A 25,074-nucleotide genomic window follows, 5' to 3' on the forward strand; every position below is an offset into this window, starting at 1 on the left:
TCCCCGAGTGCTTACGAAATAGTTGCATGGCAGGTCTCCTGGCTTGTTCTCACTTTCGACGGCCTTCCCGTTTTTAGTCATTAAAAACAGTGGCAAGTGGATGTCGAAGTGTTGATACAGAACTTACAGTAGCGGGTCTGCTCAGGATTTGCACCTGATTCCCTATTAATTTTAACCTTCGTGAAATGAAGGGTAAAAACCAATTGCGGCGTGAAAGTACAACAAAAATTTAAAACCCGGGCAAAAGGCTATTCATTTTATTTCGGGAGATGTTAACCTGGGTCCTTCATTAGTGCCAGGTGTGGGCTTTATTGGCAAGGAGGTTTAGTGCTTCCTGCAAATCCCTGTCTTCCTGCGTAACTACCTGCGCAGCTGTATAGGTTACCGTTATATCAGGCATTACGCCATGGCCATATACCGGATGGCGCAGCACGGACACTACCCTCAGTAATGGAAACTCCACTACTACTTTACTGTTTGGCAAGGTGAGGCATTGGATAGTGCCGCCGCTGCAACCTTCGGAGCCACCATCGGTTTCCCGGCCAATGAATGTTGCATTATTACAGTATTGCCGGATGGCAGCAGCGGTGTGGGCACCTGAAGAAAATGTAGCACCGTCAATAAGTACAATGAGATTACCGTTGAAATGATTTGCTTCCTCCAAATTGATAGGTTGCAGCAGGTTTCGGAATCCCGCATGAAATTCAACAGGATACCGATTATTTTTTTTGATGCCTGTTGGTTGAAAGCTCTCCTTAAAACTGGATGTTTTCAGTGAATCGAAGTAAGGATCGAAATTAGTTTTACCTGGATCGGGCACGCGTGCCCATAGGTCGCCCACCATTTGAAACGGACCGCTCGCCAGGTAGGCAAGCAGGTGTGCGGCAATGCGGATATCCCCGCCAGTATTGTGTCGCAGGTCGATGATAAGGTTCCTCACTTTGTTTTCGCGGATTTCCCGGAATGCCTTGTTGTATATTAATGTATCATCGTATTGATAGGTATGTACTTCCAGCCAGGCGGTAGCGGAGTCTTTGAAAAAGCGCAGCGGAAGGTAATCGGTGTTGGCAGAAGTGTGCCAATCCTTGTAATTATCGAATGGTGGCAGTGGCTCCTGTGCCGGCGCTGTGATTGGTAGGGTATCCACACTGATCGTACGGACTACTCCCTGTTTTGATTGTAGGGTAATAATATAAGGAGGCTGCCAGTGGTAATATTTATTACAGGCGTCCTCAAAGCCATCGTATTCACTCAGGAATAGCTCCTTGAAAGTTTGGTTGTTACCATCGGCGGCATAGAGGTCGCCGCCATGTTTAATGATCTCTTTTACGGGTATGCTGTTGATGCTTAATAGTTCTTCACCGGTACTTACTTCCTTTAACTGGTGGGTGGTGACCCAGGCCCTACCCTGCTGTACCAGTACCTGGAATGGTAGTCGCGGGAGCCGGTCGGCAGCCGCGGGCGTATATTGCAGCGGATACTTCAGCTGCGTATGCCCACATTTCAATGCACTGATTAGTGGATAGGTAGCTGCAATAAATTCACTCACAGACAAAGGGTGATTTATACTCCTGATGGTTTGATCGTATACTTCAAGCAGACTATCTGCCGGTGTATATAATCCGTAGGCGGGATGCACTTCTTGCACGGCATCCCAGAGGAGTGCAAGGTCTTTTTGCATGCAGGGCACGGTCAGCTGCTTAGTTTGTGCGTGGGCGTGAATGGCTGTACTCAGCAGCAGCATTGGAAGGAGGACGGCTTTACCAAGGGATGACATCATGTTAACAGGATTATGGCAATAACGGATCGGGCATTGATTTTAAAGATACGGTGAAAATATGACCCGTTGTAGCTGTTCCTTATTTTTGGCCATCCAAATACCGCTAACTATATAAGCAAAATCCATCCGGAGGATCTGCAAAGCCGGATCTCCTATATGCTAACCTCTGATCTGTGGCCGCCTTGCTTCAGGCGGCCTTTTTTATTTAATGTTCTTCATCATCTTCTCTCTCTCAGCCAATCCAATATTTCCGCCATCACAATTTCTTTCTGCAGGTCATTTAGCAAATCGTGATAATGACCTTCGTAGAGCTTCAGCGTTTTATCCGCTGATCCGGCATGCTCATAGAAATACTCGCTGCCTTCATGCTTGGTGGCTTTATCCGCAGTACCATGGAGGATCAGCAGCGGCAGTTGAATGGTGGACATTTCGGCTTTCAAACGCTCATCTGCCAGTACCAGTTGCTGCACCGTTTTGGTGGGCTGCACTTCGTTGGCGATCAACGGGTCACTGTTCATAAAATCGACTACTGCGGTGTCGCGGGAAAAGTCCTCATTTTTTAGTTTCAGTACATGGGCATGCGGAAACACGTGACTAAGGCCTTTCAACACGGCCAGTGCAAAATCAGGTGCAGGCACCTGGAACGCAAAGCTCTCGCAGATAAAGCCGGCCAGTTTCTCCTGGCGGTCCAGCGTGTAAACAGCGGAGAGCACACCACCTGCACTATGCCCTAACAGGAATACGGGCAGGCCGGGATGGGCAGCCTTTGCCATCTCCACTAACTGATCCAGGTTAGCAGTAAAAGCATTGTAGTCAGCGATGTAATAACGTTCTCCATCAGAGTTTCCCCTGCCTGGCCAGTCGATGCCATACACTTCATACGCTTCATTTACCAGCTGTTCAGCGGTCCATTGAAAATACCCGCTGTGGGAATTAAAGCCATGGGCTAAAACCACAACGGCTTTGGGATCGGTAGTTTTCCAGTTGCGATAGTATACGTTTAAACCATCGGCAGCCGCGAAGGTGGCTGTCTGGGGGGTAGTGTTTGCCATGAGATAGTCTTTTGAATGTTAACCTTATGAAGATAAGGTTATAGCTAGTATTATTCATGGCAAACCGTTCAGATATACCTCAGATTGCATGATTGGTACATAAACAAAAAATCCTGCCAGTCGGAAGACTTCGTCCGGCAGGATTTCTTTTTATATGTCAACCCTATTTCGTTGCAGTTTCCAAAGCCTGGCAGGAGGTGGAATACGCCAGCTTGCGTACGTATGCCTCCGTCCAGATGCCGATAGGCTCACCAGCGCGCCAGCTGGAGCTGGCAGGACTATCCAGCGGACTCCAGAACGTAATGCCATAGCGCTGCGCAGCCGGCACCAGCTCAAAGTATTGCTGAATCACGTATTGGTACAACTCCGCCTGTGCCTTATAATGCTCCGCAGTGGCGGCGCTGGTTTTAACGCCAACGCCTATATCCATTTCCGAAACTTTAATCAGCTTTCCTGTTGCGGCCAGCAGCTTAAACATCTCCGAAATATTAGCTTTGCTGGTAGTGGTGCTGATATGCATCTGCGTGCCAATGCCATTTACTTTCACGCCCTTGCTCTCCAGGTACTGCACGTAGGCGATGAGGCCGCGACACTTATCCAGACTATATTCCAGGTTATAATCGTTGATAAACAGTTTATCATCCGCATTACCATATTTACGGGCGAGTTGAAAGGCGCGTACTGCATAATCTTTCCCCAGGTAGTCCTGCCAGTAGAAATGATCGGCTGGCAATGTTTTGCCTATACCTGTTTTCAATTCCGCAGGCTTGCCATCGTCCATGGGTTCATTCACAGCGTCCCAGGCGTGTACATCGTTTTTGCAGGCTACCATCATACCGCTGATCCAGGCTTCCAGGGCATTGCCAATAATCACCTCTTTTTCTGCGGCTGATTTTTGCACGGTGGTGGTTACACTGCCTACCGCTTTGGCGTTGCTTAGGACCACGTCATCAATGTATACAGTGCCGGCAAATTCTCCATAACTGAAAATAAGCCGTATTCTGTCGGCTGCTGTTGTTTTTGTAGAGATGTTCACCTGTTTCCATTCTTTGGTGACAGGCACCTGCCCGAAGCCGTTAGACGCATAGTTCGCACTCTGTAACTCAGGCCGGATGATACCTTCAGCCGTTCCTTTTACCCAAAAGCTGAGGTTGTAGGTTTCCCCGTTGTCCAGCGCTTTATCAAAGGCATAGGAAGTTTGTATATCCCAATAGTTAGCAGCTTTCGCAGTATTAGTTACGTAAAATGCTTTACCTTTATTGCCGGTGCCCATGCCATCGGCGGTGATACCCCTGGTAGAGCCGGTACCCCAGCCTCCCCAGGCACTGCCGGTTTCAAAATCACCGTTTTTGACCAGGTTGGTGATGGTGGGAGTACCCTGGGTATCGTATACGTAGATGTTGCTGACGTCGAGGTAATAGGTAACGCCTGGCTTATAGCCCAGGTCCAGGTGCACTTTAAAATTTGTACCGGTTATATCACTTACCTGTACCCTTATTTCTTTCCAGGAGATGTTGGTGCTAAAGGAAGTAAAGGGCGTGTTGTTTCTCAGGCCTTCAAATGCAACGCGGCCTTCCCCGTCCTGGTCTGATTTCACGTAGCAGATGATTTCATACTTATGCCCCGCAACGGCATTGATAGCGGGTGTTATCAACTGCAGGGCCTCTGGTGTATTACCAGCGCCGGCTATCAGCTTCACCGCCTTTCCCCCGTTCATGCCTGCACCTTCTTCCACAGTAATGGTACCGGTTTTGCCCCAGCTACTGAAAGTACCATCCAGCAGTGCCGTATTTTTAAGGTCATTCGGATAAGCGGGAGAGGTAAATATCAGGGGAGCAATCAGCCCATTGAGATAGGCGGCATTTTGGTTGGCATGCCAACATAAGGTATGCCCGTATACCGCCATACCAGCAGCTTTTGCGGTACTGAGCAGATTAGTAACATTATCCAGTGCCAGCGTGCCATTTGCCTGCACCACCGCGCCATGCTTCATTTCATATCCCAGTACGATCTCATCAAAATTCCGGTTCGCCAGCCGGTACATCACGCCTTTGGCTACGTATGGCGACAACGAAAGGGCCACGCCCAGCTTGAACTGCGGGTTGGAGGCCCGGTTGATGTAAGACTTCAATGCCTGATAGGCATTGATATCTTCCTGTACCAATGCACTCTCTGGCGCCTCCACCTGGAAGTCCAGCGGCTCATACCTGGTACAGGCAGCCATCATGGCAAGTGCGAGTGTGGGGAGTACTAATGTATAACGTCTGTTCATGTTATTATTTAGCTATAGGGGTGAAAGTTTCCATGGTCACCGCACGATCCCTCAATACCAATGTGTCAGTGGTAACCAACTGCATATCTGCCAGTGTCATGTTGTAATTCAGGTAAAGTGCATCCCGGTCCTGGTTGCCCCAGCTTTTCTGCTCTCCCTTCTTCACAAACTTTCCGCTGCCGGTCACCGTGAAATTGCTGCTGCCTGCGGTAATAATACAGTTGCCACCTTCATCAAAAGTGAGCAACAGCACGCATGTTACATTAGTACCGTTTTTATCTTTGATCACTACCGGAAACTCAGCAGTAGTAAGGCTCCGTGTAGTCAGCTTATTCACGGCATCATCCTCTACATATAGCTGATGCCTGGTAATGGTCTGGTTCACACTGCCGGTCACCACATCCTTGCCGCGGCGCAGGTAGTTGCCATGCCAGGTATTCACGTATTTTACAGCGTAGAGGATAAAGTCCTTACCGGCGAGGATGGAATCGGCGCCAGCTACACCGCCTATGCGCAGCGGTATCACGTAATTATTACTGATAGCTTTAGGATCAGCAAAAAATGCGTCGGTGAGCTGTACTTCTACTCCACCGGCAAGCCCGCCTGCCGGAATAATAATTTTGTTATCCGCCAGGGTGTAGTAGTGTGAAGGCATGGCCAGCACTTCACTTTTGCCGGCACCAAACAGCAGGCCGTTTCCCAGCAGGGAATTATCCACTGCAATGCCCACTGTCACGTCCTTTTTAGCATAGTACACACCACCGGTGGTAGCCATGATTTTACATTTATGCTGGTTATCCAGTTGTGTATCAAAAACGTCTTCTCCCATCGTCAGCGTTCGCACAGGATACTGATAGGCGAAGTACACCGTCTGGTATTCATAGTCCGGGAAGTCCCTGGACTTATTGCAGGATACCACGGTGAAGTATAACATGATCAGAACGAGAATACGCATCTTCATAATTCAAAAATTTTAAGTAATATTTTACTGCCAGCCCTCATTTTGCACCAAGGCGTTGTACTTCAGTTTTTCGGTATACGGGATAGGGCCATAGGTCATATAATCCTGGTACACGCGGTCTTCCACGGGTATCACGGTATACGTACCACCTGTAATGCTTACACCTTTGGCGCCTTCTTTCAGTCCTGCCTTCCAGCGGCGGAGGTCCCAGAAACGGAAGCCTTCGAAGCAGAGCTCCAGGCGGCGCTCATTTCTGATCAGCGCCCTCATAGCTTCCTGGCTACCTTTCGCCGTTTCCAGCCAGGCATCCCCGTTAGTGAGTCCAATACCGGCACGTTTGCGGATTGCCTTGATCACATCATAAGCGGAATAGGCATTTTCGCCCATACCGGTAGGTCCCCAGGCTTCGTTGGCCGCTTCGGCGTAGTTGAGGAAAATTTCAGTATAGCGGATATGCGGCTTGTAATGTCGCTGATTGTTGGCTGAAGTCGGGTTCAGGTTTACATCCTGGCGCAGCAGCTTACGGAGGTAATACCCGGTGCGGGTAGAGGTACCAACTTTATTAAGTGCATCGTTGGTAGTACCATCCGCTGCGGTGTTGATCACGGTGGCACCCGGGCCGGCAGTGCTGCCATTCACAAGTACAAACAGCTTCAGTCGCGGGTCCCGGTTGGTATAAGGATCATTGGCATTGTAGCCGCTGGCAGCATCTGCAATCGGGTAACCATTTAACATCGGGAACGCATCTACTAGATTTTGTGTAGGATTGATGCGGCCGTTGCCATAGATCGTGGGCGGGAAATTATTTTGCTCCAGGTCCCTGTTATCTCCATAGTTATTCCGCCATAAAATTTCCGGCGGATTGGCGCCTTCTGCGAGACCGGCAATTTCGCTGGCAGTGGAATACCAGTTTAAGCCATTGGCCGCCAGGCCTCCGATGCCACCTCTCATATCCAGTATGTCGGCAGCGAGATTAGCCGCCGTAGCCCAGTTGCTGGCACCACCGGCTGCATAGGCCGGACTAGCTGCCAGCAACGCTACTTTCGACTTGATAGCCCTGGCAATGCGCCCGGTAAACAGTCCCCGGAAAGCGCCGCCAAAGGCACGGTTATATTGCTCTACGGTCACATTACCATACTTATCCGGCACGATGCTCTGGTTTTCGAAATCCAATGGCAGCAAGGCGATGGCGGAATCCAGATCGCTGTAAATCTGTTGTACACATTCCTCAAAGGTGGCACGGGGCTTATTGAAATCCGCCTGTACGTCCGTAAGGATAGGCACCCCCAGCAGCTGTCCGTTTGCGCCTACGCCTCCATGTGTTTGCAGGAGGTGATACATAAATAACCCTCTCAGTCCGATTGCCTCCCCTTTCACGCGCATGGCAAACAGGCGACTCACAATACTATCTGCCGTCCATTTTACTTTCGGAATTTCGGTAAGGGTGATGTTGATATATTGTATAGCGGCATAGCTGTTGGTCCACTGGCTCAGCGGGTTATTGGTGGAGGTCCATTGCCCCTGTGCTATTTTCAGGTAACCATTGGTTTGATCATTTGTGACGGCATCATCCGTGGCTACGTCATTAAACGACCAGGAGTTAGTGGGGATGCGGTTATAAGCATTCAGCAGGATACCATAGGGAAACCTGGAATCGTTGGCCGGGTATTCCGGCACCAGCTGCCGGTTGTTTTCTATAGCCGGCTCGATCAGGTCTTTACAGCCATACATCAGGAACACCGCAGCCGTTATCATTACTAGTACCTTATTCATGTTTGCTGATTTTTAAAATAATGCTTTCACGCCCAGATTATAAAAGCGGGTTTGAGGGGCACTACCGATGTTTAATTCCAGTGTTTCCCGCTCCTGCGCGATGGTCAGCAGGTTAGCGCCACTCACGTATACGCCCAGCTCCCGTACAAACTTCTTTTTGCCGATCAGCTTATTCAGGTCGTAGGTAAGCTGTACCCTGCCCAGGTCGAAGCGATTGGTGCTGTACAACCAGAAGTCGGAAGAACGGAAATTATTATCGCTGTTTAACGTGGTGAGGCGCGGATAAGTAGCGGTGGCCTTGTTAGCTTCCGTCCAGCGGTTGCGCGTCACTACTGAATACTTATCTTCTCCGTCTACCCAGAAATATGAATTATTTTTCATGGCATAAGCGCCATAGCGGCCTACGCCGAGGGCAAAGAAAGACAGGTCTTTCCATTTTGCCTCCAGGTGTACGCCCAATGTAAGCGGAGCGCCTGACCAGCCGGCTTTCCCGAGATACACTTCATCTCTCCCATCAATAATACCATCTCCGTTCTGGTCTTTATACTTGATATCACCGGGTTTTACCTGACCGAACGACTGGGCAGGCGATTTACTAATATCATCCTGATCCTGGAAAAATCCGAGGTTTTGCAATCCCCAGATAGCATCCAGTGGCTTGTTCTGCCGGTACTGATACGCATCCTCGTAGACCTCTGCCCGTTTGGAAGCCACTGCTTTGTAGTAAGTGCCCGATACGCCGAGGGTCCAGTCCACCTGCCCGATATGTTTATTAACGTTAACGCCTATATCAAAACCAGTACGGGTATCATCATTGTAATTCACAAAAGGAATAAAGGAAGATACCGGCCATCCGGTGTTATAGTATGACGGGAATAACACGGCCGCCTGTACGATATTACCGGTGTTTTTATTTTTGAACGCGGTGAAATTGAATTCAATCAGCTTATGAAAAAGCGACGCTTCCAGGTTGATATTTACTTCATCTCTTCTGGGAAAAGTCATGTCAGGGTTATCACCCCGCCGCGACTCTGTAGCAGGAATACCGCTACCATCTTTCCAGCCGTACCAGGAGCCGTCTACCGTGTAATAGCCCTGGTATAAATAGTAACTGGCGATGTCAAGGTCGGTATGCAGGCGGCCTGCGGAAGCACTTATTTTCAACAGGTCCAGCCAGTCGGCAGAACGAAGAAAGTTCTCCTGGCTTAGATTCCAGGCCACTGAAAGTGTGGGCGACAATGCCTGGCGATTTCCTTGCGGCAGCTTAGCAGAATGGATGTAGGCGCTATTGAAATCAACGAAGTATTTACGCTTATAATTATAACCCAGGTGCAGTCCCAGGTTGGCGTTACTCACTTTATGGTACACGGCGGATTCCGACTGCTGGAAACCATTCACCAGGAAGGTAGCAGATATAAAATGCTTCGCGGCCACGGAGGTCAGATAATCCAGCTGTGCAGTGGCGGCAATGGTTTGGCGGTACCAGGTATTGCTGACGTTTTGTACACCGGAAGTGGCGTCCTGTCCGTATTTGGTAAGACTGCTTATTAAATCCACCCCTGAATAACTATTCCACTGCGGTTCATAGGTGGCATAGGAATTATTGTAGGCGAGATTATAGGTAGTGGAATAATCTACGGCCATGGTGGTTTTAAAAGTAAGGCCCTGCAGCACGTTTTTTAAATCAGCATTTACGCCGGTATTGAACTGAAACTGGCGACTGGTATAACTGTTATACCCACCGGCGTAGATAGCAGCAAACGGATTGGTTTGATCCAGCTGCGTGCCGCCGAGCAGGTATTTACCATCAATGATATGATTGCTGTTTTGCACCAACAGCTGTGAGGCATCATCTTCTGCTTCCAGCATGCTGAGCGGAATCAGTGGTGAAAAGCGGTAAGGCCTTAAGGTGGCGGCGCTGTTCCAGTAATTGGCATTTACCCCTTTACCGGTGTAGAAAATAGCCGTTGCATCTACATTACAGGAAATATAATCATTTAGGGAGATGTCAATGTTTCCGCGAATATTGAATCGGCCAGACCGGTCGTTTTTCTGCGCTTCGCCAAAGTTGAGCAGCGAGCCAGCCGTCCAGTAACCGATGTTGGTGTAGTACCTGGCCTTATCGTTACCACCGGATATTTCGGCGGTGGCATCGAGGCGGTTGTACATTTTTTTCAGGTATTCGTTGGAGTAGTAATCCAGGTTGGGATAGCGATAAGGATTTTTGCCGGAGGCGTAGTTATAAATGGTTTCATCGCTATAGAGCTTGGAAAGTCCGTCGTTGGCGCGTGCTTCATTATACAGCGTCATGTATTCGGCAGAGCCGAGATATTCCGGGTAGGATTTCGGCACGTTTACACCTGTATTTACCCGCATATCAATATGTATGTTGCCCGCTTTTCCTCTTTTGGTGGTGATGGCCACCACGCCTTTGGCTGCTCTGCTGCCGTATAACGCTACCGCCTCTACGCCTTTGAGGAAGGCGATGGATTGTATTTCGGTGGGCATCACGTTGCCTGCTTCTCTTGGCACGCCATCGATGAGCAGCAGGTAGCTACCCATGCCCCAGAGGCTGTTGCCGTTGAAGCCTGGCGCCAGGGCTTCCATCCCGTCCAGCGAATAGGTAATGTAATTTTTCTTCAGTAGTGACACCATGTTCACTACAGGTATATTCATCGCCAGATTACGGTGGTGCACTACGTCAACGGCTACTCTAACCAGTTCCTCCTCTCCTCCCTGTTTGCTGCTATCCAGCTGTAAACCGGCAACAATCTGGCTATAGTCACTCCTGGTGGTATCCTGTGCCTGTGAGGCGGTACACGCGGCAGCGATGATGGTGGTTAATATGATCTGTTTCATGATAATTTCCTTTTACAATGATGAAGCTATTACCAGCCTGGATTCTGTGGAAACTCGAGGTACATGCTTGCATCCGAATTTTTCAATGGCAGCCAGTAGTGTTTAGTACTGTACTTGCGTTCGAGTATTACTACTTCCCGCAAGTTGTTCACCTTGTTGAGTTTAGGGTCGGTGGTATTGAAAGTCCCTGTTCTGTCAAATTCAACGGATTTTTTCAGTGTATACGGACTTTCGATCAGCAGCATCCATCTGCGGAGGTCATTGAAGCGGTGGCCTTCGAAGGAGAGTTCTACGGCACGTTCGCGTCTTAGTTCTTCCATAAAGCTTTCCAGCGAACCGAGGAATTTAGTGGCCACATGCCCTGCTCCTGCGCGGTCGCGGATAACGTTTACGGCATCAACGGCAGTTTTGCCGTAGCTGGCTACACTGGCGGAAGCGGAGCCATAGCCTGCGGCGGCGGCTTCTGCATACATGAGGTACACATCGGCCAGGCGCATATATGGCAAATGGATATTGAGACTTTTATCGTAGGAATAGCCCTGGTCGTATTCGTTGGCGGTGCGTGGAATAAATTTGTACAGGAGATAACCCGTACGGCTACCCGTAGATATATTGCGGTAGCTACCGTTAGTATAAAGATTGGCGTACCGGTCTGTTTCCGGGGTGATCGCACCTTGTACACATCTTACGCCATCGAACACAATATCATTGTAGAACCGCGGATCGCGGCCTTTCCATGGATAGGCAGGATCATAGCCCGATTCAGCGTCGGCCTGGGTGATGTCCTTTATGGGTAAACCATTGGCCATGCCGTAGTTATCCACGTAATTCGCTGTAGGGAGAAATTTAACATCTCCCCCGGATAATAATGATGGTTGATACTGCTTGCTGGTACCATAGTTGGAGCTGTTACCATTGAAATAAGGCCCCTGGAAAATAGCTTCTGTACCGCCCGCCAGCAGCCAGTTTTGGCCGGTAGTATAAAAGTTCGTGTAGTATTTGGAGAATTCAATCAGGCTGTAAGGTGCCTCTCCGTTTTCGCAGAGTGAAAGCAGTTGTGCAAAGGCATCCGCGGCCTTTTTACAGTAATCAGGGTTATAATTTTTATTTCCGGTAGAAGCGAAATTCATCAGGGGACTACCGGCCCATAAATAGTTTTTGCCGAGATAGCCCAGTGCCATTATTTTGTTGATACGCAGGGTATTTTTCCCAAGCGTTCTTTTACCTGCGGTGGTATTATCCCAATGCACCGGCAGGATGGCGGCGGCTTCTTTGAAATCCGCTGCTGCCTTGTCCGCACATTCCTGGTAGCTGAGCCGCGGCAGGGTGAGCTTCTGATCTCCGGGTAACACTTTATCTATATAAGGCAGGCCACCAAAATATTGCATAAACATAAAGTGGAACCAGCCACGGAAAAACAAGAGCTGCCCTTTGATCAGGTTTTTTTCTTCATCGGTTGCATCCTTTAGTTTACCGATATTTTCCAGGCCCAGATTGGCTTTGCGGATACCGTACCAGCCGAGCCTCCACAGGGATTTTGAAAAACGGTCGTCGTTGGTATTGGTGGTGTTCCTGTCCATCCAGCCGGCCTGCCACCCATCGTACTGTGCCTGCCAGCCCCAGAAATCACCATTGTCTATTTTTACCACAAAATGAAAATCACGGGCAGTAGACTGGATTTCATCTTCCCCCCAATTCCAGGAATTGGTCCAGTAAGCATTGGAGAAGTCAGGGATGCAGTTATACAACTCTTCTGTAAAGCCCTGGAAATTAGTAAAATTTTTAAAGGCATCATCACCGGAAACGATGGACTCATCTGCCCTGTCGAGGTATTTTTTACAAGATACCAGACCGGTGGTGAGTATAATCGCGAGGGTGAGCAACAGCGTTTTGATATACTTAGTCATCATAGTGGAATAGCTTAGAAAGTTATGTTAGCACCCAGGTTATAACGCTTCACAGTAGGATAGGCGCCCTGAGATGCCCAGCCGGTACCGGCAAAGTTGGATTCACGGTCGTCCGGCATTTTTGTCCAGGTAAGCAGGTTGTTACCGTTCAGGTAAACCCGCAGGGCGGACAGTCCCAGTGTTTTAATAAAGCCGGTATTAAACGTATAGGCGATTTCGGCATTTTTCAGACGCACATAAGACCCGTCGTACATATACTGCGTACCTCTGTAATAGCCCGCCGGAGTGGATAACCAACGCAGCATGGGAATCACGCCGGTTGTGTTATCCTTTGTCCAGTAGGCGCCTTCATCATATACTAAATGGCTTTGTGAGCTGAGACTATTAAACACTACCTGGCGCGTAGCATTGTTGGTGCCATAGAATTGTACAAACACGCTGAAGCCTTTCCAGTCGGCCCCCAGCGTGGCATTATAAGTATTCTGTGGCCAGGAGGAATAACCGTATGGAATGTTGTCCTGGGCATCGATAATACCATCGCCGTTATAGTCCACGAGGTAGTAGTTACCGGGCAGTTTCTGGTTATCGTTGGTGTTATTGATGGTGCTGCCGTACAGCTCATCCCAGGTGTTATAGGTACCCTGACTCACATACGAATAGGTTTGCCCGATTTCTTTCCCTTCTGTTTTCTGGTAATCCGGTAAGAGTTCGGGGTTATCCGCTTCCAGGATTTTGTTTTGGGAGTGGGTCATGTTCAGGTCGGCCCAGAGGCGCAGTTTATTCCGGAACGTATGATTGAAGTGTAGTTCTATTTCATAGCCTTGTGATTGTACTCTGCCGAGGTTAGCCACGGGAGCGGTGGTACCGTAGTAAGACGGGATGGAGCGGCTACCGCCGGCCAATAATATTTCACTGCGGAGGTCGCGGAAGAAATCCACCTTACCGGTGACGAGGCCGTTGAGAAGGCCGAAGTCGGCACCGAGATTTGTTTTTTCTACTTTTTCCCAGTGCAGGTCCGGGTTGCCTACTACTGATTCGCGGTACCAGGTGTAAGGGCTGTATTCTGCGTCTACGCCGGAGGTGCCCAGGCGTGTTTGGCCGCCATAGCCCCATTGCGACATATACAACCATCTGCCGTTGATATTATCATCCCCTATTTGTCCGTAGGAGGCGCGTAGTTTAAACAGGTCGAGGAATTTCAGGGACTGCATAAATTTCTCTTTGCTTACGATCCAGCCCAGGCCTCCGGAGGAGAAGAAGGCGAAGCGATTTTCGGCGCTGAATTTTTCGGATCCGTTATAGGCCCCGTTATATTCCATCATGTATTTACCTGCGTAATTGTAGGTGGTACGGAATACCCAGTCCTCGCGGTAGTTGGGTATTTCGCTGCCGGATGCACTCTGGTTCCTGTTAAACAGTCCCATGGCAGATACATTGTGTTTCTGGCCGATGGTGGTGGCGTAGTTGAGCTGGCCCTGGTAGAACAATCTTCTTTGGTTGCCGGTAACGGTACCGGAGGCTGTTCTCCATTTGGCGCCTTCCTGGAAGTCGAAGTTGGTAACTCCATCCAGTTTTTGTTTGTAGATGACCAGTCCTGTTTCAGGGTCTATCCATTTACGTTGAGTATCGTTGTAGAGGTCACTGATACCTCTGTCGCTTTCAACGAAGGTATTATCCAGTGATATGGTGGCATTGAACCGGAGGCCTCTTACGAGCATATCCAGGTTTTGGTCGATGGAGAAGTCGGTGGTGATACGAGTGGTCGTCTGATACTGTATACCACCAATGGCCAGTGAGCGGGCGGAGTTCTCTGCTCTTCCTTCGCTGGGTGAATAGAAGCCCCAGGAGCCATCGGCGTACACGGGCATAAACACATCCGGAGCGGTGGTATAGGCATCGATCCAGGCGCCGTACTGGTTGCCGCTAAAACCCCAGGGGCTTTTTCTGGACCCATAGGAGCCGAATAAGTTCGTTTTAAATAAGGTAGAGGGGGTTAGCTGGAAATCTAGATTGCTGCGAACGTTGAGGCGCTTAAAGCCAAATCCGGGCTTATATCCCCTGCTGTTATCATATATCTTGAACAAGTCGCCTTCGCTGAGGAAGTCGGCGCTGGTAAAATACTTTACTGCTCTGGTGCCGCCGCTGATGTTTACGCTGGCGTTATTGGACATGGCATAGTCCTTAAACAGCACTTTGGCCCAGTCCACGTTTGGGTAGCGTTCTGCTTCTTCCAGGCTGGCGGGGTTACGGTATTTCTGAAGGATAGCTTCCGGGAGGTAGTCGTTCCATGATTCCGGCTTTAGTGCCAGTTCATATTCGATGGCCTGGTTGCGGATGCTGAGGGCGTCGTAGGAGTCGTATTTGCCGGGGAGTTTGGACGGCACTTTCATGATGGTGTTGACGGTTCCCCGGATGGAGGCTTTGCCGGCCTGTCCTCTTTTGGTGGTGATGAGTATAACGCCGTTGGCCCCACGCACCCCGAATACGGCGGTGGCGGAGGCATCTTTGAGCACGGAGATGGATTCCACCGAGCTGATGTCGACGCTGGTCATGGGCCGTTCCACACCATCTACGAGCACGAGGGGATCTGAGTTGTTCCAGGTGCTGCGGCCCCTGATGATGATGCGGGGGTCTTCTTCTCCCGGCAGGCCGGTGCTGGAGGAGGTGATGAGTCCGGGCAGGTTGCCGGTGAGGGCGGCGCCTACGCTGGATACGCCGCCGGCGCGTTCCAGTACGGTGCCGCTTACCTGCGACACCGCTGCTACCACGCTTTCCTTTTTCTGGCGGCCGTAACCTACTACTACAAAGTCGCTCATGGATACAGATACCGGCAGTAGTTGTATGGCTACCGGCGACTGCCCGGTTTTCAGTGCCAGCTCTCCGGGGGCGTAGCCCATGTAGGTCACCAGCAATACTGCTTTGGCATTGGACACCTGGATGGTAAAGGACCCATCGAGGCGGGTGATGGCTGAGTTAGCCGTACCTTTTTCTACTACCGAGGCGCCGGCGAGTGGTTCGTTTTTTTCGTTGACTACTTTCCCTTTTACCGTTTCGTTTACCAGGGCGGCGGTGATTTTTTCAGCGCCGAGCGGCACGATGGTGACCAGGTTAGCGTTGATTTTACGGTAGGTCAGCGCGGTGTTTTCCAGGGCAATGCCGAGGACTTCCTCCACCGATGCGTTTCTAACGTGGATGCTTACACGCTTTTCTCGTGGAAGAATTTCTTCCTTGTAGACAAAACGGTAACGTCCCTGGGATTCGATTGCTTTGAATACCCGGATGAGGTCTACTTTATTTAAAGTGAGACTGATGGCATCCTGTGAAGGGGCATTGGTAAAGGATAGCAGGAAGAGCATGCCGGTGATCAGCAGTGTGCATTTTGCCGGGAGCGCCCAGGCAAGCAGCAGTTTTTTGGCCATGTTGTTCATAACTTATCAAAACGTGAAAAATAGTAGCCCGGCGGGACAAAGCTCCGCCTGAAGGCCAAGTGGAATTACTTTTACCTTCTGTTGATTATCTCTTTTGTATCAGCAATTTATTATCGGTTGATTGTTACGGTATTTCCTTCAATAGTATAGTGGAATCCGCCGGTGAGCCTTAATGCTTCCAGTACTTCTTCCAGCTTTTCATTTTCGAATAGTCCGGTATAATTAGCATCGTTGAGGCGGCTGTCGGCAATGATAACCTGTACATTATACCAGCGCTCAATTTTTCCGGCGATACTCTCTAAATTTTCCTTGTCGAACATGAGCTGGTTTTTCACCCAGGCTGACTCCAGGTTATTACTGCTATCCCGGCCCCAGTAGCGGATTTTACTAAGTACTATCAGGGGACTTTCTTCTGATGATTTTGGTCCTGTCAGGGTATAGGCGGCGCTATCGATTTTACCGCTGTTCACTACAATTTTTTCTTTTGGTTTTAGTATGATCTTTTTTCCCGGATCATTGCGGAGTGTTACTTCTACGGCTCCCCGTACCAGCGCTGCTTCTGTTTCCTTCTCTTCTTCATATGACCTTACGTTGAAGGCCGTACCCAATACCCGCAGGTCAATGGTGCTGGTATGGATCACGAATGGCCGGTTTTTGTCGGCCGCCACATCAAAAAAAGCTTCACCGGAGAGCAGCACTTCCCTTGTATCGCTTTTAAAGTTACCGGTGTAGGTCAACCTGCTGCCCACGTTGAGCCACACGGCGGTTCCATCCGGCAACTGTAGCTTCATACGTTGGCCGGACCGGGTTTTATAAGTGTGACTGGCCTGTTTGCCTAGCGTGTATCCATTACTGTTAGACAGATATTTTATACCGGCGAAACAGATAAAAACTACCGCGGCAGCGGTCATCCATTGCCAGGGTTTTACCCGCTTTGCAGTTGCCTGAGGCACTGGTTGACTAACAGGTTCCGGGCGATGCAGCCGGTTCAGGTGCCGCAGCCATGCCTCGTCTTTATTGACGCCCAGGCCGGCATGCCTGGCATTCCAGATAGCTGTCAGCATTTGCAGTTCGTCTTTCAGCGAGGAATCCTGCGCCATCAGCTGATCTAATTGCGCCAGTTCCTCCGGGGTAGCTTCCCCGCTTAACTTCAGACTTACTAATAACCAAATTCTTTGATCTAACGGCATATACAGCTAACTGTTATAATAGGGACAAGTGGAATAGTGAAAATGTACCAAAGGGAAATAAAAAAAATTCCCGGAGGGTTATGAGGGGGAAAAACGGTCGTGGAACTGAAACAGGGTTTTATACTGCGGCGGCAGTGCTTCCGTTACTTTTCTGACGGCGATAGCCAGCTGGTTGCGCACTGTGAGTACGGACAGGCCGAGGATGGCTGCCACCTCTTTGTACCGCATCCCGTCTTCCTTCACCAGCTGGAAAATGATCCGGCACTGTGGGGGCAGTTGCCGGATCGCTGTTTGTATTTTACGGATTATTTCGTTGGAGATGTAAAGGTTTTCCGGGCTATTGAACTCCATGACGGCTTCTACTTCCAGGTGATCCAGCTGTACCAGCTGCATTTTATTCTTTTGCGCATGGTGGTTGAGCGCAAAATTTTTGGTAATCACGTAGAGGTACACCCGGAGGTTTTCTATTTTATTAATGGTGTTACGGATCTGCCAGAGTTTCACAAAAGCATCCGACACAATTTCTTCTGCCACCTCACTGGACTTCACAATTGTATAGGCAAACCGGTGCAGGCCATCGAATAACAGCAGGTACAGCGCATTGTAGGCTTTTATATCCTCATATAGGGCGATGCGCAACTGCAGATCTTTAATATGATTTTCTTGCTGCATTTACCGGGTTTTAAGCGTACTAAAAAAGGGCTACCTGCCAGAATGCTTTTTTGGGCTGCAGCTGCTGATCAAACAGCAGCGGATAGTCTTTTCTGCCTCTCACCGGAAAGTTATCCAGCCAGCTGCCTTTGTCGGATACATTCCAGAATGTAACACCTGTGATCACGTTTTTATATTGGCGGAACAGGTCGAAGCAGCGTTTATACTGTTCCATTTGTGCCTGTTCCCTTTCTGGGGTGAATGCCATGAGGGAGTCCGCCGGCTTAGCAGCCCTGCTGGAATGTTCCTTGGCATACACAGATATATCCAGCTCCGTAATCTGTAGCGGCAGCTGTAGGATGGAGAAGTCCTTTAATGTGGCTTCCAGTTGTGCTGCGGAGGGTTCATTTACTGCCCAGTGGGCCTGTAACCCTACCGCCTGTACGGGAACGCCCTGCTCCTTCAGCTCTCGGATCATGCGGATGATTTTTGCACGTTTAACCGGGCTGATTTCGTTATAGTCGTTATAGAAAAGGATGGCATCCGGATCCGCTTCATGTGCCCAGCGGAATGCCTTTTCAATGAACTCCGGGCCGCAGATTCGGAGCCAGGCGGAGTTGCGGTAAAATTCATTTTGCTGATCGCTGATCACTTCATTGACAACGTCCCAGGCGTATACTTTTCCTTTATAGCGGGTAACCACGGTATTGATATGTGCTTTCAGCCTTTCCAGTAACACTTCCTTCGTTACCGTATCACCTTTTTCGTTGGTAAACATCCAGCCTGGGGCCTGGTTATGCCAGCACAGGGCATGTCCGCGGACTTTCATACCATTGCGTACAGCAAAGGCCACGATGGAATCGGCGCCGCTGAAGTTGTACAGCGCCTCGCGGGGATGGATGACGGCCATTTTCATAGCGTTTTCCGGGGTGACACTACTGAATTGCTGCGTGATCAATGCTGCCTCCGGCCCTTTGAGAGACCATGGCGTAACGGCTGCACCGATTGGGAAGTAATCGTGGTAGTAATCTTTCAGTCCTTTATTTACGCGGGAGATTTTTGGATCAACGTCCTTATCATCTATATGAAAAAAATCAAAATCCACCTGCCCTCCTGTCTCCCTGGTAGCAAAATTGAATAAGCCAAAACGATAGCCCATAAAGTGAGGGATGGTGTACGACATCTGTAATACGCCACCGATGGGTTTCCAGTCGGTACCGTTGGTGCTATAGTAGTAATATGCTTTATCTGCGTTGTTCCTGAAATCCGCAACCGCTTTCAGGTATACCACTTTTTGTGTGAGTGGTATGCAGGCTTCTTCCACTTGTTTCCCGTCTTTGGTATTTACCATTACTACGTACTTAGTACCTGCCGAATCTTTCACGCCTATCCAGCCATAGTTTTTCTGTAACAGTATTAAGCCGGCGCAATCACCCTCTTTCATACCGCTAACATCCATGGCGGTAGTGCCGGTGGATAACGGCCCGAAAGTCCGCTGTGTAAGGGTATTGCGGGCCTGCGTAATTACCTCGTCGGTTCTGCCGGTGATGATGCGGAGGTAACCCGGCCGCTGGGATAAGGACCAGTGCTGGTTATCCGGCTGATGGTTCCATTGCCAGGCCAGTGGAAATGAGGGTTCTCCTGGTTTACGGGTGAATTCATCACTACAAACAATACCAGGGTTGTAGCCAGTGCTGCGGGGGAGCTGCAGGGTATCCGGTATTTTACCATTGGTACCGAGTACTGGCCAGTCGTCTTTCCAGGTAACGGGCACCATATAAGGTACGCGACCAACCGCGCCATTGTCGCGGAACAGGTACGCGTACCATTCCCCTTTAGGGGAGCTGATTAGTCCACCCTGGGCCACGCCTTTGTCCTGCAGGCCTACGCGGCCTTCATAGGGGCCCTCCAGCTTATCCGCACGATGGATGACTACTGTACGCATACCGCCTTTTGGCCAGCAGATGTTGAACAGGTAATACTTTCCATTGTGTTTAAAGAGCTGGGAACCTTCGGCGCGAAGGCCCATATTGGGGCCGGCCGGGATGCTGGCGTCCGGGATGATTACTTTGGGTGATGTACCAGGCCTGATGCCGGAGAGGTCGTTGTTGAGTTCGACCAGTTTGATTTCGCCGGCGCCGTATAGCATATAGGCGCGACCGTTATCTTCAAAAAACAGTGTGTGGTCGTGTAGGGCAGGTTTGAATGACGTGCCTTTCCAGGGGCCTTTTTCGATGTTTTTTGTTTGGTAGATATAGGTTTTTCCGGTGGTGCCGGAGAAGGTACTGAGGTAGTAGGTGCCTTTGTGGTAGCGGAGGCTGCTTGCCCAGGAGCCTCTCCCATAGGCACTTTGGCCATTGGCGAGATTGAGTGCATCCGACGCTTCCGGGGCATTGGCAGCGTAGCTGATCGTTTTCCAGTTTACCAGGTCGGTTGATTTCATGACCGGTACACCTGGAAACAGGTGCATGGTGGTGCTGCTCATGTAGTAGGTGTTGCCGCTGCGGATAATGGAGATATCCGGCACATCTGCGTATATGACAGGATTACCCTGTTGCCCGTAGGTGGTGCCAGGTATGGCAATAGCTAACTGTATGAAAAAGAATAGTTTTTTCATGTAACGTGGTTGATAATCGTGGACCGGTTATACCGGGATAATTAATGTCATTCTGACAATTATAACATGCAGTATAAATAAACCATTTAACAGCAGGAGGCCACTAAATGGTTAAATTTCTTATATAGAGATATCAGCTCGTTCTTTTGTAAAGAAAACAAATTCCCGGGAAAATACTAATTTTTTTTACGGTACCTGTTGCGCTGTTATCCGGCTATTTTCCGCAGTGACCTTATAATGTCGAATATTTTTGGTAGCTGTTAGGATCGACTGGTTTAAAAAGGAATTGCGCATACATATACAATCCGTTTTTCCAGACTTTGAAATCGTGGACGCCTGGTTCTATGTAATAAATATGCGGCACTTGTTTTTCAGCGAGGTACTGATGAGTTCTGGTGGTAAAGGAGACGAGGCGGTCGCTGTCGCCACAGGAGATCCACAGCAGTTTAAGCTGCTCTTTTGCCAGTGCGGGATCAGGCACCAGCACTTCCGGACTTTTGGTATTGGGGGCTGCTGAGAAAGCGCCTACCCAGGCAAACTTATCCAGGTTGCCGAGTCCGAAGTTGAGGGATTGCCCCCCTCCCATGGATAGCCCTGCAATAGCTCGGTGTTCGCGATCGGTGAATGCCGGGTACTTCTGCTGTACAAATGGAATTAGATCCTGCAGCAGGTCTTTTTCAAATGCGGCAAATGCTTCTACCTTATCTTTTGCCATGATATCTCCTGTAGCGCGATCATCCTTCATGGCCCTGCCATTTGGCATCACCACGATCATTTCGGCTAGTTTACCGGCGGCATAGAGATTATCCAGGATCACCTGTGGCTGTCCGCCTCGTAGCCATTCCAGTTCATCACCACCGATGCCATGCAGGAGGTAAAGAACGGGATAATGCTTTTGCGAAGAAAACCCAGGAGGCAGGTACACCAGTGCTTTCCTGGTAACGCCCACGGTGGCGGAAGGGTAGTAAATGGTATCGATGGTTCCTTTAGCAGATGACTGCTGAGGCACATCGAACCCTGCAGGCGCGTGCTGCGCAATTTGCGCGGATGCTGCACAGCTGTAAATGAAGAGGCTGGCAGCCATGAAGATTTTTTTCATAACGTTTCTTTTGGGCAGCGATCAGTACTTGCCAGTGGTTTGTAGTAGAAGAGCGGCGAAGGCTGTCGGCTGGACACTAAATAGTATTCCGGTGTTTAACGTGTTAGCGAGAATAAAAGTAAAATTAAATTGTAAATTTGACAATTATTTTTATACCTGCCAGAAAACGAATGTTTTTGCTGATAGCTATCAGGAATTGTGGACTGCGTTGATCAAAAGTTACCTATTTACTGAGCAACGGGGTACGGCCCAGGCGGAGGCCTTTTTGTCTGTATCTCGTATAATACTTCCTGCTTCAGGTAATCTAAAAAGGCCTCGAATTCTACAGTTTCTTCTTCATTATAATTCCCTTTTATGTTGCTGTTGAAGGCCAATATATAAGTGGACGCGTCAAAAGGTTGATACTTATCACGGTGGCCGGATGGGGCCAACAAAATGCACTCTGCTCCGATCCTAATACCCTCCCATTTCTTTGGGGATAGATTAAAACTAATGCCTTCAAAAAATTGCGGCAACAACCCTGCTTCTATTTTACCATCATCATGGCGAGGTGGATGCACCTGATAAACACGCACACGAATTACGGAATCCCTTTTCCTGATATGAATCAATCGGGCTGTATCAAAACCTTGCTCATAGGTGAAATACAATTCATTACTATCCGGGAAGTTAACATCTTCCAACATTGTATACTTAGCCAGATCCTTAATCATAAAAGAAAATAAAGTATCCGCCAGTGTTTTAGGGGGCTGGCGGGAAGCACCCGGATTATTACCGCACGCAGTAATAAATATTGCAGCTGCCAGCAACAGCATTATTCTCATTAGTAGTGATTAAATCGTTTGTACCTATACGTTAGCAATTTAAAGGTAACCTATGTGTCTGATGATTTTACGCATTTATTTGGGTAAGGGATCACTCAAATCAATGATTTTTTACAATTTCCCTGCGTAATTAGTTGACACCTTTGGGTTAACAAAATATTTCTCATGAAAACATTAGCACATTTATTTTTCGTACTGGCCTTTAGTACGCAATTAGCAGCCGCGCAAACAAATAACTACAAAGGAATAATCCATAATTTGTATGAAAACATACTGAGTCACAGGAAGTTATCATTAGTAGACAGTATTGTTTCGGTGGACTACACCAATCAACAGGGAGCAAAAGGAGCGCAGGTATTCAAGCAAAACCTAACCGAATTGCTTGCTGCTTTTCCGGATGGACAATGGACGATAACGGCCATCATAGCCGAAGGAAATACCGTAATGATAAAACAAAAAATGGCGGGTACGCATAAAGGGAAATTCCAGCAGATCCAACCTACTAATAAGTCGGTGGTAGTCGAAGGTTTTGCCATTTATACATTTCAGGATGGTAAGATAGTCCATAGTGAAATCCAGACCGACAGACTGGGCTTTTTACAGCAACTGGGGGTGATTGACCGGGACCTTAGTGCAGCGATTGAAAGGGTGAATGGACAGCTCCATTAGCATTAAAATATGTTCATTGTATTTTTACAATCACAAAAGGGCAGTATTTTAGTTATTAATACTGTCCTTTTCATGGTAGGCCTTTATTCGTTCATTCCATAATACCTTTTTCCTTTTAATCCGGAGGGATTTTGAGTTATAAAAGCATAGATATAAAAGACTAAGCAAACCGAATAACAAGAGGATGTATTTAACCTTCATAGAGATTGGTATTTTGTTGCACCTCAACTTGTGATAAATATTCAAGCAACAATTACTTAAATAACTCCACAGAATGCATAGCACTGCCTGAATGAAGATAAATTACTTTGTACAAATCATAATCCTCATGGAGTTCATAATGCTTATTCACAAAAACTCTAAAATTGGATACCAAGTCCTGAACCATCTTTCCATGCGAGGATTGAGAGCAAGTATAACCTAGAAATATAAATGATAAATCATTAACATGACCAACACCAAACATCCCGGGTTTTGCAAGAATTGCATGGATAAACTTCAAAAAATGATTTAATTCTCCCACATCATGATCGCCCGGTATACAATAAACACAACTGCGCAAAGCAAAGGCAATATCATCAGCACGAAAACAATCATCCTTGATAGAAACACGGTTCTCATTTTTCGTTTTTCTGCTGTAGTCAGCAAGGCCTCAGTAACTTTCACAAAACAACTTTTGTTCGCTAACGAAGATGATAAATATCCCGTAGAAAAACAATCCCTGATTTCAGGGAGATGACAATGGAAATATCAGTAAATTGTAACTATAAAATATAACTCATGCTTACCGAGATCAGCCCTAAACTTCCCATGCGGGATAAAGCAATCACCAGAGAATTTTACTTCCGCTTAGGTTTTAAGCCGCTGGGCCAGGAAGATTATGAAGGGTACTTAATGCTACACAGGGATCAGGTAGAAATCCATTTTTTCGAATTTAAGGAGTTAAGCCCTACCGAAAATTACGGGATGGTGTATATACGCACCAACGCTATTGAAACGCTTTATCAGTCCTTCATCGATAACAACGTAGCAATTCACCCCAACGGGCCGCTGGCCGTGAAGCCCTGGGGACAAAAAGAATTTTCCATCCTCGACCCGGACAACAACCTGCTTACCTTTGGACAGGGAGCTTAATAAAGGGGATGTATCAAAACTAAACGAACGCCCTGAGCATTACTTAAATGACTGCCTGACACCATCAGGGCCCCGAATGAAAGCGGGTGTATCAGACATCTGATACACCCGCTTTATTTTTAGAGGGAGATGCCACCGTCGCAGCGTATAACCGTTCCGGTTACATTCCGGTTCCCTATCAAAAACAGGATCGCATCCGCCAGCTCCTCTGGCTGCGCAATACGTCCGGTAAGCGTTTGTGCAGCAAAATGTGTAAACGCCGCTGCTTTGTCGGCAGGCGTCATGGCATCCCACCAGGGGGTGTCCACCACTCCCGGCGAAACGGCGTTGAGGCGTAAGGGTTGTAACTCCTTTGCGATAGATGGAATCATTAACTCTAGCGAACCATTGATAGCTGCGAGCCCAGCCACACCAGGTGCATGCATGGCAGCAGAAGCTGCGGTAATAAGCGTAATACTGCCAGATTTATCTACATACGGGATGGCCGACTGCAGCGTATTTAACTGCGGCCAGAATTTCCCTTCAAATCCGGTTCGCAGTTCCTCCAGCGACAGTGTAGCAAATGGCCCCGCTCCTTTGCCTCCGCTGAGAGCCAGTACCAGGTGATCGATGGTTCCATGGCTGGCAAAAAACTGATCCAGCTCCTGCCTGTTATTACTGTCGAGCACCACCGTGCTCAGCGAGGGAATGGCGGCCTTAGCCTCTTGTAATTTCTCCGTGGAGCGACCGGTAACAGTTACCGATGCACCTGCTGCTACCAACAGGGCTGCTGTAGCAAACCCGATACCGGTGGAACCTCCTGCTATTACTACACGCTTGTTTTCAAATTTTCCTGGCATAATGTTCAATTTTATACCA

General features: G+C 48.7%; 16 protein-coding genes and 1 riboswitch. Of the genes, 2 read left to right on the forward strand and 14 right to left on the reverse strand.

All coding sequences use genetic code 11. From position 1 onward, the window contains the following. Nucleotides 1–10: 10 nt before the first annotated feature. Nucleotides 11–219, reverse strand: a riboswitch (cobalamin riboswitch). A 70-nt stretch (nucleotides 220–289) separates the two neighbouring features. The 13 genes from KW844_RS12370 to KW844_RS12430 all read right to left on the reverse strand — a co-directional run bounded on the left by KW844_RS12370 (nucleotide 290) and on the right by KW844_RS12430 (nucleotide 22,413). Further along, complete coding sequence (locus KW844_RS12370; protein ID WP_218377050.1) at nucleotides 290–1,780, reverse strand: S41 family peptidase; 1,491 nt, start codon at nucleotides 1,778–1,780, stop codon at nucleotides 290–292. A gap of 218 nt (nucleotides 1,781–1,998) precedes the next feature. After that, a complete protein-coding gene (locus tag KW844_RS12375; RefSeq protein ID WP_218377051.1) occupies nucleotides 1,999–2,832 on the reverse strand; it encodes an alpha/beta hydrolase in 834 nt (277 codons plus the stop codon). A 163-nt stretch (nucleotides 2,833–2,995) separates the two neighbouring features. After that, the gene (locus KW844_RS12380) at nucleotides 2,996–5,104 is read right to left on the reverse strand and encodes an endo-1,4-beta-xylanase (RefSeq protein WP_218377052.1); all 2,109 of its coding nucleotides are present in this window, start codon (nucleotides 5,102–5,104) and stop codon (nucleotides 2,996–2,998) included. A gap of 4 nt (nucleotides 5,105–5,108) precedes the next feature. After that, complete coding sequence (locus KW844_RS12385) at nucleotides 5,109–6,065, reverse strand: DUF5627 domain-containing protein (RefSeq protein WP_218377053.1); 957 nt, start codon at nucleotides 6,063–6,065, stop codon at nucleotides 5,109–5,111. Nucleotides 6,066–6,089: 24 nt separating this feature from the next. Continuing rightward, nucleotides 6,090–7,838 (reverse strand): RagB/SusD family nutrient uptake outer membrane protein, encoded by a 1,749-nt coding sequence (locus KW844_RS12390; RefSeq protein ID WP_218377054.1) that lies wholly within the window; start codon nucleotides 7,836–7,838, stop codon nucleotides 6,090–6,092. 12 nt (nucleotides 7,839–7,850) lie between these two features. Further along, complete coding sequence (locus KW844_RS12395) at nucleotides 7,851–10,697, reverse strand: SusC/RagA family TonB-linked outer membrane protein (RefSeq protein ID WP_218377055.1); 2,847 nt, start codon at nucleotides 10,695–10,697, stop codon at nucleotides 7,851–7,853. 29 nt (nucleotides 10,698–10,726) lie between these two features. Beyond that, the gene (locus KW844_RS12400) at nucleotides 10,727–12,607 is read right to left on the reverse strand and encodes a RagB/SusD family nutrient uptake outer membrane protein (protein ID WP_218377056.1); all 1,881 of its coding nucleotides are present in this window, start codon (nucleotides 12,605–12,607) and stop codon (nucleotides 10,727–10,729) included. Between the two features lie 11 nt (nucleotides 12,608–12,618). Next, nucleotides 12,619–16,023 carry a SusC/RagA family TonB-linked outer membrane protein gene (locus KW844_RS12405; RefSeq protein ID WP_218377057.1) on the reverse strand — a complete coding sequence of 1,135 codons (3,405 nt, stop codon included), beginning with the start codon at nucleotides 16,021–16,023 and terminating at the stop codon, nucleotides 12,619–12,621. A 119-nt stretch (nucleotides 16,024–16,142) separates the two neighbouring features. Continuing rightward, on the reverse strand, nucleotides 16,143–17,222 hold the full coding sequence (locus tag KW844_RS12410; RefSeq protein WP_218377058.1) for a FecR domain-containing protein: 1,080 nt from the start codon (nucleotides 17,220–17,222) through the stop codon (nucleotides 16,143–16,145). A gap of 78 nt (nucleotides 17,223–17,300) precedes the next feature. Continuing rightward, on the reverse strand, nucleotides 17,301–17,894 hold the full coding sequence (locus KW844_RS12415; RefSeq protein WP_218377059.1) for an RNA polymerase sigma-70 factor: 594 nt from the start codon (nucleotides 17,892–17,894) through the stop codon (nucleotides 17,301–17,303). 19 nt (nucleotides 17,895–17,913) lie between these two features. Beyond that, on the reverse strand, nucleotides 17,914–20,490 hold the full coding sequence (locus KW844_RS29085) for an endo-1,4-beta-xylanase (protein ID WP_255578394.1): 2,577 nt from the start codon (nucleotides 20,488–20,490) through the stop codon (nucleotides 17,914–17,916). 232 nt (nucleotides 20,491–20,722) lie between these two features. Continuing rightward, entirely contained in the window at nucleotides 20,723–21,589 is an 867-nt protein-coding gene (locus KW844_RS12425; RefSeq protein ID WP_218377060.1) for an esterase family protein, read from the reverse strand. A 227-nt stretch (nucleotides 21,590–21,816) separates the two neighbouring features. Continuing rightward, nucleotides 21,817–22,413 (reverse strand): hypothetical protein, encoded by a 597-nt coding sequence (locus tag KW844_RS12430; protein ID WP_218377061.1) that lies wholly within the window; start codon nucleotides 22,411–22,413, stop codon nucleotides 21,817–21,819. A 165-nt stretch (nucleotides 22,414–22,578) separates the two neighbouring features. Between KW844_RS12430 and KW844_RS12435 the strand changes: the two genes are divergently transcribed. Continuing rightward, entirely contained in the window at nucleotides 22,579–23,082 is a 504-nt protein-coding gene (locus KW844_RS12435; protein WP_218377062.1) for an ester cyclase, read from the forward strand. 780 nt (nucleotides 23,083–23,862) lie between these two features. Continuing rightward, nucleotides 23,863–24,216 carry a VOC family protein gene (locus tag KW844_RS12440; RefSeq protein ID WP_218377063.1) on the forward strand — a complete coding sequence of 118 codons (354 nt, stop codon included), beginning with the start codon at nucleotides 23,863–23,865 and terminating at the stop codon, nucleotides 24,214–24,216. 119 nt (nucleotides 24,217–24,335) lie between these two features. On the opposite strand, the gene KW844_RS12445 is transcribed toward KW844_RS12440, so the two are convergent. Next, on the reverse strand, nucleotides 24,336–25,055 hold the full coding sequence (locus KW844_RS12445) for an SDR family oxidoreductase (protein ID WP_218377064.1): 720 nt from the start codon (nucleotides 25,053–25,055) through the stop codon (nucleotides 24,336–24,338). Nucleotides 25,056–25,074: the final 19 nt, after the last annotated feature.

Source organism: Chitinophaga sp. sic0106 (assembly GCF_019219075.1).
Classification (GTDB): domain Bacteria; phylum Bacteroidota; class Bacteroidia; order Chitinophagales; family Chitinophagaceae; genus Chitinophaga.

Bases quoted from the DNA above. Each gene is read 5' to 3' on its own strand.
- KW844_RS12380 (WP_218377052.1), bottom strand. From the start codon at position 5,104: ATGAACAGACGTTATACATTAGTACTCCCCACACTCGCACTTGCCATG.
- KW844_RS12435 (WP_218377062.1), top strand. From the start codon at position 22,579: ATGAAAACATTAGCACATTTATTTTTCGTACTGGCCTTTAGTACGCAA.
- KW844_RS12390 (WP_218377054.1), bottom strand. From the start codon at position 7,838: ATGAATAAGGTACTAGTAATGATAACGGCTGCGGTGTTCCTGATGTAT.
- KW844_RS29085 (WP_255578394.1), bottom strand. From the start codon at position 20,490: ATGAAAAAACTATTCTTTTTCATACAGTTAGCTATTGCCATACCTGGC.
- KW844_RS12445 (WP_218377064.1), bottom strand. From the start codon at position 25,055: ATGCCAGGAAAATTTGAAAACAAGCGTGTAGTAATAGCAGGAGGTTCC.
- KW844_RS12375 (WP_218377051.1), bottom strand. From the start codon at position 2,832: ATGGCAAACACTACCCCCCAGACAGCCACCTTCGCGGCTGCCGATGGT.
- KW844_RS12400 (WP_218377056.1), bottom strand. From the start codon at position 12,607: ATGATGACTAAGTATATCAAAACGCTGTTGCTCACCCTCGCGATTATA.
- KW844_RS12385 (WP_218377053.1), bottom strand. From the start codon at position 6,065: ATGAAGATGCGTATTCTCGTTCTGATCATGTTATACTTCACCGTGGTA.
- KW844_RS12410 (WP_218377058.1), bottom strand. From the start codon at position 17,222: ATGCCGTTAGATCAAAGAATTTGGTTATTAGTAAGTCTGAAGTTAAGC.
- KW844_RS12430 (WP_218377061.1), bottom strand. From the start codon at position 22,413: ATGAGAATAATGCTGTTGCTGGCAGCTGCAATATTTATTACTGCGTGC.
- KW844_RS12395 (WP_218377055.1), bottom strand. From the start codon at position 10,697: ATGAAACAGATCATATTAACCACCATCATCGCTGCCGCGTGTACCGCC.
- KW844_RS12440 (WP_218377063.1), top strand. From the start codon at position 23,863: ATGCTTACCGAGATCAGCCCTAAACTTCCCATGCGGGATAAAGCAATC.
- KW844_RS12370 (WP_218377050.1), bottom strand. From the start codon at position 1,780: ATGATGTCATCCCTTGGTAAAGCCGTCCTCCTTCCAATGCTGCTGCTG.
- KW844_RS12425 (WP_218377060.1), bottom strand. From the start codon at position 21,589: ATGAAAAAAATCTTCATGGCTGCCAGCCTCTTCATTTACAGCTGTGCA.
- KW844_RS12405 (WP_218377057.1), bottom strand. From the start codon at position 16,023: ATGGCCAAAAAACTGCTGCTTGCCTGGGCGCTCCCGGCAAAATGCACA.
- KW844_RS12415 (WP_218377059.1), bottom strand. From the start codon at position 17,894: ATGCAGCAAGAAAATCATATTAAAGATCTGCAGTTGCGCATCGCCCTA.